This is a genomic window from Rathayibacter sp. AY1B4, from assembly GCF_002932815.1.
In the GTDB taxonomy this organism is placed as follows: domain Bacteria; phylum Actinomycetota; class Actinomycetes; order Actinomycetales; family Microbacteriaceae; genus Rathayibacter.
In genome coordinates this window covers 128,006-141,775 of record NZ_PSWN01000008.1, presented here as the reverse complement: position 1 = coordinate 141,775, position 13,770 = coordinate 128,006, and the positions used below count along the sequence as shown (strand labels likewise).

Below are 13,770 nucleotides of genomic sequence, written 5' to 3'. Positions count from 1 at the left end.
CGTGCTCACACCGCAGGAAGGATCGCCCCGCGGGCACCGGGATCCGCGGATCCACGGCCCGCCGGAGCAATCCTTCCAGCGTTGTGCACGGGGTCAGGCCGGGACGCCCGCTCCCGCCCGCTGGACCCGGGTGCCGACGAGGCGCTGCGACGAGGCGTCGATCGCGGCGGCCGGGCCGACCAGCTCGAGCGTCGCCTCCGTCTCGCGCGTCGCGCAGTCCGGGCCCACCCACAGCTCGACGCGGCCGGGCTCGACGATCCGCACGCCCTCGCGTCCGGTGAAGGCCAGGCGCGCGGCCGGGACCTCGAAGCGGACCTCCGCCTCCTCGCCGGGCTCGAGCGCGACCCGCGCGTAGCCGAGCAGCTGCGCCACCGGCCGGGTCACGCTCGCGAACACGTCGCGGGCGTACAGCTGCACCAGGTCGGTGCCCGCCCGCTCGCCCGTGTTGCGGACGCGCACGGTCGCCGTGAAGGATCCGTCCGTCGGGGCGGACTCCTCGACCGCCAGCTCCGTCCGGGCGAAGGTCGTGTACGAGAGGCCGTGGCCGAACGGGCGCACCGGCGTGCTGTCGGCGGAGGTCACGTCCGACGGCCCGCCGAGGATCGGGTGCAGGTACGAGAACGGCTGCGCTCCGGCGGAGCGCGGCAGCGAGACCGGCAGGTGGCCGGAGGGGTCGACCCGTCCCGAGACGACGCCAGCGATCGCGCCGGCGCCCTCCTCCCCCGGGAAGAACGCCTGCAGCACGGCGGCGGGAGCCGACGGCCCGTCGAGCGCCCAGCCCACGGCGTAGGGGCGGCCGGTCAGCAGCACGAGCACGACCGGGGTCCCCGTCGCCACGACGGCCTCGACCAGCTCGCGCTGGCGGCCCGGGAGCTCGAGGCTCTCGACGTCGTTGCCCTCGCCGACCGTGCCGCGGCCGAACAGGCCCGCCCGGTCGCCGACGACCATGATCGCCACATCGGAGTCGGCGGCCGCCCGGACCGCCTCGGCGATCCCGGAGACGTCGTCCCCCTCGACCGAGCAGCCCTCGGCGAGCAGCAGCTCCGCCGAGCCGAACTCGTCGGCCAGCGCGTCCGCGACCGTCGGGATCTCGAAGCCCAGCGGCACGCCCGGGTGGTGCGCCAGCACGTGGTTGGCGAAGGAGTAGCAGCCCATGAGCGCGGGCGCGCTGTCGGCGTTGGGGCCGATCAGCGCGAGGCGGCGCGGCGCAGCGAGCGGCAGGACGCCGTCGTTGGCGAGCAGCACCACCGACTCCTCGGCCAGGCGGCGGGCGATGTCGCGGTGGGCCGGCGAGTCGAGGTCGATCGACTCGGGGGCGTCGTCGAAGCGCGCGTCGAGCAGGCCGAGCCGCTCCTTCTGCGCGAGCACCCGCAGCACGGCCCGGTCGACGAGCGCCTCGTCGGCCTCCCCGGCCCGGATGCGCGCGGCCAGCGGCGCGAGGAACGCGTCGCCCGTGGGAAGCTCCACGTCGATCCCCGCGGCGAGCGCCAGCTCGGCCGCCTCGCCCAGATCGGCGGCGACCGCGTGCATGAGGTGGAGGAACGCGACCGAGAAGTAGTCGGCGACGACCACGCCGTCGAAGCCCCAGCGCTCGCGCAGCACGCCCGTGAGGTACGCGGGCGTCGCTCCGACCGGGTCCCCGTCGATCTCGGCGTAGGAGTTCATCACCGAGCGGGCGCCCCCGTCGCGGATCGCCATCTCGAACGGCGGCAGCAGCACGTCCGCGATCTCGCGCGGTCCGGCGTGCACCGGCGCGTGGTTGCGGCCGCCGCGGGAGGCGGAGTAGCCGATGAAGTGCTTCAGCGTCGCGTCGACGCCGGTGGACTGCAGCCCCTGCACGTACGCGGTGCCGATCGTGCCGACGACGTACGGGTCCTCGGCGATGCACTCGTCGACCCGGCCCCAGCGGGGGTCGCGGATCACGTCGAGCACGGGCGCCAGGCCCTGGTGGATCCCGAGCTCGCGCATCGAGCCGCCGATCACGGCGCCGAGCTCGGCCACGAGCTCCGGGTCGAAGGAGGCGCCCCAGGCGAGCGGAGTCGGGAACGTCGCGGCCTGCCAGGCGGCGAGCCCGGTCAGGCACTCCTCGTGGACGATCGCCGGGATGCCCAGCCGCGTCTCCTCGACGATGCGGCGCTGCTCCGCCCACAGCCACCGGGCGCGCTCGAGCGGATCGACGGGGCGCGTGCCGTAGACGCGGGTCAGCTGGCCGATCCCCTCGCGGGTCGCCTCGGCGTACCCGGTCGAGGTGGCCATCTCGCCGGCGAGCGGGGCGACGACCTCGCCGCCCTGGTCGACCCAGTAGCCGACCAGCTGGGAGAGCTTCTCCTCCAGCGTCATCCGGCCCAGCAGCTCGGTGGTGCGGGCGGACGGGGCCTGGGGGTCCTCTGGTGCGTGCGGTGCGGTCACGGTGCGACCCTCTCTGCGGGTGGGGCGACGGGTGCGGACGGGACGGGGGACGCGGCGGACGGGCGGAGCGATCCGCTCATCCCTTCACCGCCCCCGTCAGCCCGCCGACGATGCGGCGCTCGAAGACGCTGAAGAAGATCAGCGCCGGGATCATCGACAGCGACACGAAGGCCAGCACCTTCGCCGTGTCGACCGAGTACTGCGACGAGAACGCCTGGACTCCGAGCGGGAGCGTGAAGGTGGACTCGTTGTTGAGGATGAACAGGGGCAGCAGGTAGCTGTTCCAGCTCGCGATGAACGCGAGGATCCCCGTGGTGATCACGCCGGGCATCGCCAGGCGCACGACCATCCGGAAGAAGAAGCCGATCCGGCTGCAGCCGTCGATGAAGGCCGCCTCCTGGATCTCGTCCGGGATCGCGCGGAGGAACGGCACCAGGATGATGATCGTGGTCGGCAGGCCGAACGCGATCTGCGGCAGCACCACTCCGGCGAGCGAGTTCATCAGGCCGAGGCTCTTGATCACCAGGTAGAGAGGAGTGATCGCCACGGTCATCGGGAACATCAGGCCGGCGGCGAAGAGCGCGTAGAACACGCCGCGTCCGGTGAAGTCGTAGCGGGCCAGGACGTAGCTCGCCATCAGGCCGAGCACGACCACGCCGAGCGTCGTCGCGAGGCCGGCGATGGTGGAGTTGCCGACCTCCTGCCAGAAGACGCCGCCGGTGATCACGTCGAGGTAGTTCTGCACGTTCCACGGCGAGGGCAGGCCCGCCGGGTCGGTGGTGATCTGCGCGTTCGTGCGGAAGCCGCCGAGGATGATGTACGCCACCGGGGCGAGCATCAGCGCGATCACGACGATCGCCACGACATAGGCGATCGTGGTGCCGCGGCCCAGGGGCTGCCGGCGCCGCTTCACCGCGAGAGGCCGAGGGGTCTCCGGAGTGATCGGCGGGGCCGTCATCGTCGTGCCGGTCATCGCTTGTCTCCCGTCAGTGCGCCCGCCGTGTCGCGCCGGAGCACGAAGCGCTGGTAGAGCAGCGCCACCACGAGCGAGATCAGGAACAGGACCACCGCGACGGCGTTCCCGTACCCGTAGTTGCCGGCGTTGCGGCCGTTGGTGACCAGGTAGATCGCCATGGTCGAGGTGCCCGCGGTCGAGGACACGTACTGGCCCCAGATGATGTAGACGAGGTCGAACAGCTGCAGTGCGCCGATGATCGACAGGAACGCCCAGATCCGCAGGGTCGGCGCGAGCAGGGGCAGGGTGATCCGCCGCTGCACCTGCCAGTAGGAGGCGCCGTCGATGGCCGCGGCCTCGGACAGCTCCTCGGGGATGCCCTGCAGACCCGCGAGGAAGAGGATCACGGCGAAGCCGATGTACTTCCACGTGATGATCAGCATCAGCGTCCAGATCGCGATCGCCGGATCCGAGAGCCAGTCCTGCTTCAGCGCGCCGAGGCCGACCTTCTCGAGCAGGCCGTTGACCGCGCCGCTGGTCTGGAGCATCAGGCTCCAGCCGGTGCCGACGACGACCTCCGAGATCACGTACGGCACGAAGATCAGGACGCGGATGATCGACTGCCCGCGCAGCTTGCGGTTCAGCAGCAGCGCCAGGAGGATCGCGACCGGCCCCTGGAGCACGAGCGAGAGCACCACGATGATGCCGTTGTGCGCGAGGGCGTCGTGGAAGGTGGGGTCCTGCAGGATCGTCAGGTAGTTGCGGAAGCCGACGAAGTCCGTCGGCACTCCGTAGCCCTGCCAGCTGAAGAAGCCGTAGTAGGCCGCCATCACGACCGGGAAGATCACGAAGGCGAGGAAGACGATCAGCGCCGGGCCGACCAGGAGCGCGATCTCGAAGCGCCCCGCCCAGCCCACGCTGCGGCGGCGCCGGCGCACCGGAGGCGTCGAGGTGACGCCTCCGGTGCGCGCGGTCCCGCGGGGCTCATCCACTCCGAGGAGCGGGCTCTCGCGGAGTGCCATGGTGGCTAGGCCTTCGCCGCGGCGGCGTTGACGGCCTCGACCAGCTGCTCGGGGTCGCTCTTGCCGGCCAGCAGGTCGACGACTCCGACGTTCAGCGCGTTGCCGACGTTGAGGCCGTAGACGGTGTCGAGCCACTGCGAGACGTACGGGGCCGAGTTGTAGGCCTCGAGGATCTGCTGCAGGTACGGCTCGGTGACCGCCTCCTGCGCCACGGTGTTCACCGGGGGCGCGTTGAAGGCCGCGTAGTACTCCTTCTGCACGTCGGAGGTGGCCAGGTAGTTGAGGAAGTCGACGCACTCGTCGGGAGCGCCCGCGGAGCAGGAGTAGCCGTCGACACCGCCCATGATCGCGCCGGCCTCGCCGTCGCCGCCGTCGATCTCGGGGAACGGGAACCAGCCCAGGTCGGGCAGCGGCTTCTCGTCGGGGGTGAGGGAGGCGATCACGCCGGGGTTCCACGCGCCCATGAGCTCCATCGACGCCTGGTGGTTGGCGAGGAGTCCGGCCGAGCTGCCCGCGCCCTGCTGGGCGGCGGTGGTGAGGAAGCCCTCGTTGAACGGCTCGGTGGCCGAGAAGTCCTGCAGGTCCTCGCCCGCGCGGACCCAGCAGTCGTCCGAGAAGTCCTTGGTGTCGGCCGCCTCGGCCATGGTGTCGGCGCTGCACTCGCGGAGCGCGAAGAAGTAGTACCAGTGCGCGGCGGGCCAGGCGTCCTTCGCGCCGAGCGCGACGGCCTGGGCTCCGCTGCCCTTGATCTTCGTGATCGCCGAGTCGAGCTCGTCGATGGTCTTCGGCGTCTCGGTGACGCCCGCCGCCGTGAAGAGGTCCTGGCTGTAGAACAGGCCGCCCGGGAGGACGGCGACCGGCATCGCCCAGACCTTGTCGTCGAGCGTGTTCGCCGAGAACGAGCCCTCGGGGATCTCGCTGCGCGCCTGGTCCGAGATGCCGTCGGTGAGGTCCTTCAGCTGTCCGCCCGCGACCATGGCGGCGAGCTTGCCGCCTCCGCGCTGGAGGAAGACGTCGGGGGCGTCGCCCGAGTTGAGCGCCGTCTGGAGCTTGCCGTCGAGGTCCTCGTTCTGGATGGCCTGCGACTCGATGGTCACTCCGGGGTTCGCGGCCTCGAAGTCCGCGATCGTCTTGTCCCAGAACTCCTGGCCGGGGCCCGTGGTCGAGTTCTGCCAGAGGGTCATCGCGACGGTGCCGTCGCTCGATCCCGAGTCCTGGGCCGAGCAGCCGGTGAGGGCCGCGACCGTGCCGAGCAGGGCTGCTGTCGCCACTGCGATCTTCCTGAACTTCATCGTCCAACCGTTCTCTTCATCGAGGGCGCCGCCTGGTGCACCGGCGCCGTGGGGGGTTCCCGCCTTCGCGGGTGGAGTCAGTGTCCGCAGTGCTTGCGAAAGTGGTCAAACGTTTTCGAAATGGTTTTCGAAGCAGGGGTTACAGTCGGCCACATGACCACCCGACCGACCATCCACGACGTCGCCGCTGCCGCCGGAGTCTCGGTGGCGACGGTGTCCAAGGCCGTGAACGGCCGCTACGGCATCGCCCCCTCCACCGCCACCCGCGTGCTCGAGGTCGTGCGCGAGCTCGGCTACGAGTCGAGCCTCGTCGCGAGCAGCATGCGCTCCCGGCGCACGGGCGTGATCGGAGTGCTCGTCGCGGGGTTCGAGCCGTTCAGCGCCGAGATCCTGAAGGGCGTGGGGTCGGTGCTGGCGGAGTCGCGGTTCGACCTGCTCGCCTACTCCGGCTCCCACGAGGGCGAGCAGGAGGGCTGGGAGCGGCGCTCGCTCAGCCGGCTCAGCGGCACCCTCATCGACGGGGCGATCATGGTCACGCCGAGCGTGGTGAGCGCGCCCTCCGACATCCCGCTCGTCGCCGTGGACCCGCACACCGGCCGCGCCGACCTGCCGACCGTCGAGTCCGACAACTTCGGCGGCGCCCTGCTCGCCACCCGCCACCTCGTCGCCCTCGGGCACCGCCGCATCGGCTTCGTCGCAGGCCGCGGCGACCTGCGCTCGGCGAGGCTGCGCGAGGCCGGCTACCGGGCGGCGCTGGCGGAGGCCGGCATCGCCTTCGACGAGCGCCTGCTGCGGGTGGGCAACTACCACCGCGACACCGCCCGGCGGCCCGCCTCCTCGCTCCTGTCGCTGCCCGACCGGCCGACCGCGGTCTTCGCCGCCAACGACGTCTCGGCGCTGGCGATCATCGAGACCGCCGCGCACCTGGGCCTCGCCGTGCCCCACGACCTGTCGGTGATCGGCTTCGACGACGTGCCCGAGGCCGCTCGCTTCGATCCGCCGCTGACCACCGTCCGCCAGCCGATGCAGACGCTCGGAGCGACCGCCGCCGAGATGCTGATCGCCCTGATGGCCGGGCGCGAGCCGCGCTCGCTGCACGTGCAGCTGCCGACGCAGCTCGTCCGTCGCGCGACGACGGGACCGCCGGCATGAGCGATGACGGGGCAGGCGGCATGAGCGACGAGCTGGAGGACGACGGCCCGACCGCCGTGCACGCCGCCCTCTTCGACGCACTGGAGCTGGTGGACCTGCCCGCGCTCGAGGCGCTGCTCGACGAGCGCTTCGTGATCGAGCACCCGACCGGCCTGGTGCAGTCGCGGGAGGAGTGGCTCGCCGACATCGACGAGGCGCGCAAGGAGTACCACGAGATCGACCACGTCGAGAGCGCCCTCTCGGGCGGCGCCGCGCACCCGGTGCTCACCTCCCGCACCATCACCGAGGCGACCATCGGCCGCCTGCACGCGACCTGGCGGCTCCAGCTGACGAGCCGCCTCGTCCGCCGCGACGAGGGGTGGGTGATCACGCGGACCGTGGTGACGAGCTGGTGAGGCGGACGGACCGGCGCGTCCGCGGCCGGCCGCGGGCGCGGCGGGCAGGATCGACACCGTGCTCCTCCAGGTCGTGACCCGCTCCGCCCGCCCGGCCGCCGAGATGTTCGACCGGGCGCGCGACATCGACCTGCACACCGCCTCGCAGGCCGGCGCTCGCGAGCGCGCGGTGTCCGGGACGACCACCGGGCTGATCGGGCTCGGCGAGCACGTGACCTGGAGCGCCCGGCACTTCGGTGTCCCGCTCCGGCTGACCAGCACCGTCACCGCGTTCGACGCCCCGCACTCCTTCGTCGACGAGCAGACCCGCGGGCCCTTCGCGACCTTCCGGCACGAGCACCGCTTCGAGCCCGACGGCTCCGGCTCCGGCTCCGGCTCCGGCTCGGTGATGATCGACCGGCTCGAGTACTCCGCCCCTCTCGGCGTCCTCGGGCGGATCGCGGAGCGGCTGGTGCTCGACCGGCACCTGCGGCGGCTGCTGGAGGAGCGCGGCGCGTTCCTCGCCGGAGGCGACCGGTGAGCGTCGCGGTCCGGACCCTGCTGACGCTCGTCGCCGTCGCCGGGGTCCTCTCGCTCGCGACGACCTCGGTCCTGTTCGCGCTGTCCTCCCTCGACACCGGCCGGGACCCCGGCGAGCTGCTCCTCCCGCTGGCCCGAGCGCTTCTGGCGACCGCCGAGACGGCGGCCGTCGGCGGGCTCCCCTACTCCGCGGGACGGGGTCGCGCGCCCTGGCCGGTCCTCTGGACCGCTTCTGCGGTCTGCATCCTCGCGATCGCCTGGCTCGTGGTCTCGATCGCGGCGTGGACCGATGCGGGCGACGGGACGGACGCCGTCGTCGCGCTGCTGACCGTGGTGCCCGCCGCCTGCTGCTCGATCGCCGCGGTGCCGGTGACCGAGCTCGTCCTCCGGGTGGGAACGCGCAGGATCGGCGCCCGTTAGCGGATCCGTTCCCGCCGCTTGACGTTGACGCTGCGTCAACCCGTACCGTCGCTTCCATCGCCGCCGGAGTCCCCGGCGACGCGGAGACGGAGGGCACTGTGGAGCAGGAGTGGACCGTGCACGAGGTGGCGCGGCTGGCCGGCACGACCAGCCGGACGCTGCGGCACTACGGGGCCGAGGGACTGCTCCCGGCGAGCCGGGTGGGCGCGAACGGCTACCGCTACTACGACGCCGCCGCGCTCGTGACGCTGCAGCGGATCCTGCTGCTGCGCGACCTCGGTCTCGGACTGCCCGAGATCGGGCAGATCCTGCGACGCGACGCGGAGCCGGTGGCCGCTCTCGAGCGGCACCTCGACGTGCTCCAGGAGGAGCGCCGACGGCTCGACCGCCGCATCCGGGCGGTCGCCGGGACGATCACCACGATGAGAGAAGGGAACGGGCCGATGGCCGAGGAGATGTTCGACGGGTTCGACCACGCGGAGCACCGCGAGGAGGTGGAGCGCCGCTGGGGTGCCCCGGCGTACGCCGACGGCGACCGCTGGTGGAGCTCGATGAGCGCGGACGACCGCGAGCAGTGGCAGCGGAGGCAGGCGGACCTCGCCGACGCCTGGACCGCCGCGGCGGCGAGCGGGGCGGATCCGACCGGGGAGGAGGCGCTCGCGCTGGCCGAGCGGCACCGCGCCTGGCTCGCCGAGGTGCCGGGCACGCCCCGCGACGCGACCGGCGGCCCGAGCGACGAGTACCTGCTCGGGCTCGGCGAGATGTACGTCGACGACGAGCGGTTCTCGGCGCACTACGGCGGAGTCACCGGCGCCCGGTTGGTGCGCGACGCGCTGCGGGCGCTGGTCGAGCGGCGGGAGTGACGGGACGCCGGGGCGGGGCTGCGGACCTCGCGGCGCCGTCGGCGCTGGAGAACCGCGCGCGCACAGGGCGCCCGGGTGCCAGGATCGGTCCATGGGGATGAGCGGAGCACGGATCACGGTCGCGGTCACGGCGCTGGCGGGCGCGCTGCTGCTCTCCGGCTGCACCGGCGGTGAGCCGACCACCGGTCCGTCGGCACCCGCGGACGCCGCGCCGGCCACGTCGTCGGCGGCGCCCTCCTCCGAGGAGTCGTCGCTCAGCGCTTTCGAGCAGCAGCTCCCCCTCTCGGGAGACTTCGTCAGCCAGCAGACCGGGACGACCGGCTCGGTGCGGATCGAGCGCCGGACGGACGGATCGACGTGGGCGGTCCTCACCGGCTTCTCGACCGGCGACGCCTCCGACCTCCGGCTGTCCCTGAAGGAGGGTGCGCTCGAGCAGGACGAATCCGGCGACTGGGTCGACACCGCCGGCTACTCCTTCGAGATCGCCGCGCTGGATCCGGACCGTCCCGACCAGGAGATCCCGATCCCGGGCGCTGCGACGATGCCGGAGATCCGCACGCTCACCGTGATGGACTGCCAGGGGCCCGACTACCCGTCGCTCGGCTCCGTCGCCCTCGCGCCGTAGGCCGCAGCGGAACGGCAGGATCGCCTCATGGGACGCATCCGATTCAGCAGTCCGGGCTGGGACGAGGACACCGACCGGGGACCTGCGCCAAACCCCGACCGCGGCCGGTACTCCCGGGACGACGGGGCGAGGTTCACCGCGATCACGCTCACCTGCCTGTCGGTCCTCCCCGCGATCGTCCTCACGGCCGCGTTCCTCCTCGTGCGGCTCCCTCCCCTGGACCGCGACGACCAGCCCGACTGGACGGCGCCGAGTGCGGGAGTCCTGGCTCCGTGGCTGCTGCTGTTCCTGCTCCCGCCGCTGGTCACGGGGCTGCTCTGCCGCCTGGTCGGCGGGCGGGACTCCTTCCACGGGTTCCTGCCCTCCGCCGCGGTCTGCCTCGTGGTGATGGCGCCGTTCCTCGGCCTCTCGGCCCTGTCGCTCCTCGGCTAGGCGCCGCCTCTCACGCCTGCAGGACCACCGCGCCGTAGTGCGTGCCCGCGCCCGTGCCCACCAGCAGCACCGACTCCCCCGGCTGCACGCGCGAGCGGTGCAGGGCCAGCGGGATCGCGCTGCCGATCGTGTTGCCGACCTCGCCGAGCGTGATCGTCATCCGGTCGCGACCCCAGAGGCGGGCCATGCCCTCGAGCCCGGCCGCGCTGGTCTGGTGCGGGACCACCCGGTCGATGCCGGGGAGCCCGGTCGAGAGGCCGGGCCGCACCTCCTCGAGGAACGCCGGGAAGTGCCGCAGCGCGTCGACGAGCAGCGCCTTGCCCTGCATGTCGAAGCGGAAGTCGGCGAGCCGGTCTGGCGCCTCCTCGATCCGGATCCGCGAGCCGAAGCCGCGCAGCTCCGCGTGGCGCACACCGCTCGGGCGGGTGCGGAAGTGCGTGGTGACCAGGCCCTGGCCCGGAGTCTCGGCGCGGCCGATCATGACGGCGGCGGCCGCGTCGCCGAAGAGCAGGGCGCTCTCGGGCTGGCTCGGGTCGATGCCGCGGCTGCCGCAGTCGGTCGAGACGATGAGCACGGTGTCGGCGCGACCCGTGGCGAGGAGGAACCCCGCCTCCTGCAGAGCGAAGAGGAACGACAGGCAGGTGGCGCCGACGCTGTACGCCGAGACGTCGTCGAGGCCGAGTCCCGCCGCGAGCAGCGCGCCTCCGTCCGGGATCGCCTGCAGCTGCGTGCCCGAGGCGTTGAGCACCACGTCGACCGTGTCGAGCCCGGCCGCCGCGAGCGCCCGGCGGGCGGCGAGCAGACCGAGCTCCAGCGGGTCCTCGTCGTCGGCCACCCAGTGGCGGGTGCGCACGCCGGAGCGGCGCTCGGCCTCGTCGGCGGGCAGGCCGCAGAGCGCGGCGACCTCGGCGGTCGTGACGATCCGCTCGGGCAGCGCTTCGCCCGTGCCGAGGATGCGGAGCGGGAGGAGATCGGGCACGCGGGCCCCTTCCTGCCCCGGGACGTGCGGAGCGAATCCCTGTATAGCGCGCCTCTGTACCTCCGCGCGCACTGTTCGGCGCGGTTTGACGGCACGGGCGCCCGCCGACACCATGGTCCCGGAGCGGGGGACGGATGGACGCGCGCGGTTTCTGGGTGGTCGTGCCCTTCCTCGACGAGGAGAAGCTGCTCGGCGGCGCCCTCGACGCGCTCGCCCGCCAGACCGATCCGGACTTCACCCTCCTGCTCGTCGACAACGGCAGCACCGACGGCTCGCGCGCCGTGATCGAGGAGTTCCGCCGCCGACGCCCGGAGCGGCAGGTCGCCGTGATCGACGAGGCGCAGAAGGGCACCGGAGCCGCCTCCGACACCGGCTTCCGCCACGCGATCGCCGAGGGCGCGACGGCCGTCGCCCGCACCGACGCCGACTGCCTGCCGAGCGCCGACTGGGTGGCGCGCCTGAAGGCCGACCTCCGCGGCGGCGCCCGCTTCGTCGGCGGCCGCCTGTCCCCGCGGCGGGACGAAGCCGTCTACCGCTGGTACGACGGCGTGCTCGGCACCGCGCTGATCCGCCTGATGGAGCACGCGCCGGGCGTCTTCTACCGCCGCCCCGGCCAGCGGTACCGGATGTTCATGGCCGCCGGCTGCAACCTCGTGATCGACGCCGCGCTGTACCTCCAGGTGGACGGCTTCCCGCGCTCGAGCATCGACGACACCGACGAGGACCTGGAGCTGCACCTCAAGGTCTGCCAGGTGATCGGGCGGAGCGAGGCGCTGCTCGACAAGGACGCGGTCGTGCTGATGTCGATCCGGAAGGGCAAGGCGCTCGGGTACCTGGGGATCCTGCTCTGGTACTGGGGCCGCAAGCGCGGGCTGGAGGTCGTCGATGTCCGCTGAGCGCCGGCGCCGCGTGCTGATCACCGGGGCGACGGGCTTCCTCGGCGGCTACGCGGTGCGCGAGTTCCTGGCCGCGGGCGACGACGTGCTCGCCACCGGTCGCGCCCCCGAGGCGCTGGCGCGGCTGGAGGAGGAGGGCGCCACGGTCCTCCGCGCCGACCTCGCCGAGCTGGGCGCGACGACCGTCGAGGCCGACGTGCTCGTGCACGCCGCCGCTCTGTCGAGCCCGTGGGGAACGTGGAGCGAGTTCGAGCACGCGAACGTCACGGGGACCGAGGCGATGATCGCGCTGGCCGAGCGCTGCGGGATCCGCCGCTTCGTCTTCGTCTCCTCGCCGAGCATCTACTCCGCCCGCCGCCATCAGTACCTGGTGCGGGAGGAGGAGGTCGACACCGCCAGCCGGATGAGCCTCTACATCCGCAGCAAGATCGAGGCGGAGCGGCTGCTGCAGGAGGCGCACCGCGCCGGCCGGATCCCCGAGCTCGTGATCCTGCGCCCCCGCGGCCTGATCGGCGTCGGCGACCCCAGCCTCCTCCCCCGCTTCGTCGCCGCCAGTCGCCGCCGCGGCATCCCCCTCTTCGACGGCGGCCGGAACCCCGTCGACATCACCTGCGTCGAGAACGCCGCGCACGCGCTGGTCCTCGCGGCCGACGCTCCCGTGGCCGACGGCGGCGTCTACAACATCACCAACGGCGAGCCCGCTCCGCTCGGCGACCTCCTCGAGCACTTCTTCGCCGCGATGGGCGAGGAGCCGCGCTTCATCCGGGTGGACCTGCGCGTGCTGACCGCGCTCGCCGAGATCCTGGAGCGGGTCTACCGGCTGCTGCCCGGCCGCGAGCCGCCGTTCACCCGCTACACCGTGGCGACCCTCGCCTACGCGCAGACCCTCGACATCTCGCGGGCGCGGACCGAGCTCGGCTACGAGCCGACCGTGCCGCTGGCCGAGGGCATCCGCCGGGTCGGCGAGCACCTGAGGAGGACGCGTGGCTGAGTCGTCGCTGCAGGTGATGGCGTGCGGGAGCACCGTCTTCCCGCTGTCCCGGGTGTTCCGCGGGAAGGGGCTCCCCCGCCGCGTCTTCCCCTCGAACGTCTTCCTCTACACGCACGCGAGCGGCCGGCGGGTGCTCGTGGACACGGGCTACCCGCCGACGTTCCGCGGGACGGGCCTCGTCGGACGGCTGTACGAGCGGATCCTGCCCGCGACGGTGCCGGACGACCAGACCGTCGACCAGCGGCTGCTCGCCCTCGGCCTGACCCCGGCCGACGTGGAGTTCGTGGTGCTCACGCACCTGCACCCGGACCACGTGGGCGGCGTGCGCTGGTTCCCGGACGCGACGTTCGTGCTGTCGTCCGGCCAGGTCGCCTCCGTGCGGCGGAACCGCGTGCGCGAGGGGATCTTCCGCGCGCTGCTGCCGCCGTGGTTCGCGGCCGGGATCGTGACGGACGAGCAGCCCGTGACGACGATCAAGGGGCTGAGCGGATTCGACCTCTTCGGCGACGGATCGCTGCTCGTGGTGCCGCTCCCGGGGCATGCGCGCGGGCACCTGGGGGCGCTCGTCGAGGGTCGCGTGCTCGTGGCCGGAGACGCAGCATGGGGGCGGGAGTTCCTCGGCTGGTCCGGGCGCCTGCGCCGGCTGCCGCGGTTCATCAGCGACGACGCGCGGGCGCACGAGCGGACGTCCGAGGTGCTCGAGCGTGTGGAGGCGGCGGGGGTGCGGCTGCGCTTCTCGCACGACGCGTATCCGGAGGGGGACGTGCGGCTGGGTGGGGCGGCACCCGTCGGCAGGAAGTCGCCGACCTGACGGCGGGAC

15 protein-coding genes are annotated in these 13,770 nt (G+C 73.0%); 10 read left to right on the top strand and 5 right to left on the bottom strand.

What is annotated here, in order from left to right; genetic code table 11:
• Positions 1-93: 93 nt before the first annotated feature.
• The 4 genes from C5D66_RS07825 to C5D66_RS07810 form a co-directional block, all read right to left on the bottom strand.
• On the bottom strand, positions 94-2,340 hold the full coding sequence (locus tag C5D66_RS07825; protein WP_104255793.1) for a glycoside hydrolase family 3 N-terminal domain-containing protein: 2,247 nt from the start codon (positions 2,338-2,340) through the stop codon (positions 94-96).
• A gap of 145 nt (positions 2,341-2,485) precedes the next feature.
• Positions 2,486-3,382: a carbohydrate ABC transporter permease gene (locus tag C5D66_RS07820; protein ID WP_104224899.1), complete on the bottom strand. Its 897-nt coding sequence runs from the start codon at positions 3,380-3,382 to the stop codon at positions 2,486-2,488.
• Positions 3,379-4,386, bottom strand: coding sequence for a carbohydrate ABC transporter permease (locus tag C5D66_RS07815; protein WP_104226347.1), 1,008 nt, complete (start codon positions 4,384-4,386; stop codon positions 3,379-3,381). Before C5D66_RS07815 ends, C5D66_RS07820 begins: the two co-directional genes overlap by 4 nt.
• Before the next feature lie 5 nt (positions 4,387-4,391).
• On the bottom strand, positions 4,392-5,678 hold the full coding sequence (locus C5D66_RS07810) for an ABC transporter substrate-binding protein (protein ID WP_104224901.1): 1,287 nt from the start codon (positions 5,676-5,678) through the stop codon (positions 4,392-4,394).
• Positions 5,679-5,831: 153 nt separating this feature from the next.
• Between C5D66_RS07810 and C5D66_RS07805 the strand changes: the two genes are divergently transcribed.
• The 7 genes from C5D66_RS07805 (at position 5,832) to C5D66_RS07775 (ending at position 10,084) form a co-directional block, all read left to right on the top strand.
• Positions 5,832-6,830, top strand: coding sequence for a LacI family DNA-binding transcriptional regulator (locus tag C5D66_RS07805; protein WP_104224902.1), 999 nt, complete (start codon positions 5,832-5,834; stop codon positions 6,828-6,830).
• Complete coding sequence (locus C5D66_RS07800) at positions 6,827-7,225, top strand: nuclear transport factor 2 family protein (protein ID WP_104255792.1); 399 nt, start codon at positions 6,827-6,829, stop codon at positions 7,223-7,225. The genes C5D66_RS07805 and C5D66_RS07800 overlap by 4 nt, the downstream gene beginning before the upstream one ends.
• A gap of 58 nt (positions 7,226-7,283) precedes the next feature.
• Positions 7,284-7,745 (top strand): SRPBCC family protein, encoded by a 462-nt coding sequence (locus tag C5D66_RS07795; RefSeq protein WP_308471157.1) that lies wholly within the window; start codon positions 7,284-7,286, stop codon positions 7,743-7,745.
• Complete coding sequence (locus tag C5D66_RS07790; protein WP_104255791.1) at positions 7,742-8,164, top strand: hypothetical protein; 423 nt, start codon at positions 7,742-7,744, stop codon at positions 8,162-8,164. Before C5D66_RS07795 ends, C5D66_RS07790 begins: the two co-directional genes overlap by 4 nt.
• A 98-nt stretch (positions 8,165-8,262) precedes the next feature.
• Positions 8,263-9,027, top strand: coding sequence for a TipAS antibiotic-recognition domain-containing protein (locus tag C5D66_RS07785; RefSeq protein ID WP_104255790.1), 765 nt, complete (start codon positions 8,263-8,265; stop codon positions 9,025-9,027).
• 97 nt (positions 9,028-9,124) lie between these two features.
• Complete coding sequence (locus tag C5D66_RS07780) at positions 9,125-9,652, top strand: hypothetical protein (RefSeq protein ID WP_146086958.1); 528 nt, start codon at positions 9,125-9,127, stop codon at positions 9,650-9,652.
• A 27-nt stretch (positions 9,653-9,679) separates the two neighbouring features.
• Positions 9,680-10,084, top strand: coding sequence for a hypothetical protein (locus C5D66_RS07775; RefSeq protein ID WP_104255788.1), 405 nt, complete (start codon positions 9,680-9,682; stop codon positions 10,082-10,084).
• Between the two features lie 10 nt (positions 10,085-10,094).
• Here the strand turns inward: C5D66_RS07775 and C5D66_RS07770 are convergent, their stop codons facing one another.
• Positions 10,095-11,063 (bottom strand): 3-oxoacyl-ACP synthase III family protein, encoded by a 969-nt coding sequence (locus tag C5D66_RS07770; RefSeq protein WP_219814214.1) that lies wholly within the window; start codon positions 11,061-11,063, stop codon positions 10,095-10,097.
• A gap of 134 nt (positions 11,064-11,197) precedes the next feature.
• On the opposite strand from C5D66_RS07770, the gene C5D66_RS07765 reads away from it, so the two are divergent.
• The 3 genes from C5D66_RS07765 to C5D66_RS07755 are packed head-to-tail and all read left to right on the top strand — an operon-like array spanning position 11,198 to position 13,761.
• Positions 11,198-11,959, top strand: a complete 762-nt coding sequence (locus tag C5D66_RS07765) for a glycosyltransferase family A protein (protein ID WP_104326876.1) — start codon at positions 11,198-11,200, stop codon at positions 11,957-11,959.
• Positions 11,949-12,950, top strand: coding sequence for an NAD(P)-dependent oxidoreductase (locus tag C5D66_RS07760; RefSeq protein WP_104255785.1), 1,002 nt, complete (start codon positions 11,949-11,951; stop codon positions 12,948-12,950). The genes C5D66_RS07765 and C5D66_RS07760 overlap by 11 nt, the downstream gene beginning before the upstream one ends.
• On the top strand, positions 12,943-13,761 hold the full coding sequence (locus C5D66_RS07755) for an MBL fold metallo-hydrolase (protein WP_104255784.1): 819 nt from the start codon (positions 12,943-12,945) through the stop codon (positions 13,759-13,761). Before C5D66_RS07760 ends, C5D66_RS07755 begins: the two co-directional genes overlap by 8 nt.
• The last annotated feature ends 9 nt before the right edge of the window (positions 13,762-13,770 follow it).

Coding starts and splice junctions, on each gene's coding strand:
- C5D66_RS07825 (WP_104255793.1), bottom strand. CDS start 2,340: ATGACGCTGGAGGAGAAGCTCTCCCAGCTGGTCGGCTACTGGGTCGAC.
- C5D66_RS07820 (WP_104224899.1), bottom strand. CDS start 3,382: ATGACCGGCACGACGATGACGGCCCCGCCGATCACTCCGGAGACCCCT.
- C5D66_RS07815 (WP_104226347.1), bottom strand. CDS start 4,386: ATGGCACTCCGCGAGAGCCCGCTCCTCGGAGTGGATGAGCCCCGCGGG.
- C5D66_RS07810 (WP_104224901.1), bottom strand. CDS start 5,678: ATGAAGTTCAGGAAGATCGCAGTGGCGACAGCAGCCCTGCTCGGCACG.
- C5D66_RS07805 (WP_104224902.1), top strand. CDS start 5,832: ATGACCACCCGACCGACCATCCACGACGTCGCCGCTGCCGCCGGAGTC.
- C5D66_RS07800 (WP_104255792.1), top strand. CDS start 6,827: ATGAGCGATGACGGGGCAGGCGGCATGAGCGACGAGCTGGAGGACGAC.
- C5D66_RS07780 (WP_146086958.1), top strand. CDS start 9,125: ATGAGCGGAGCACGGATCACGGTCGCGGTCACGGCGCTGGCGGGCGCG.
- C5D66_RS07775 (WP_104255788.1), top strand. CDS start 9,680: ATGGGACGCATCCGATTCAGCAGTCCGGGCTGGGACGAGGACACCGAC.
- C5D66_RS07765 (WP_104326876.1), top strand. CDS start 11,198: ATGGACGCGCGCGGTTTCTGGGTGGTCGTGCCCTTCCTCGACGAGGAG.
- C5D66_RS07760 (WP_104255785.1), top strand. CDS start 11,949: ATGTCCGCTGAGCGCCGGCGCCGCGTGCTGATCACCGGGGCGACGGGC.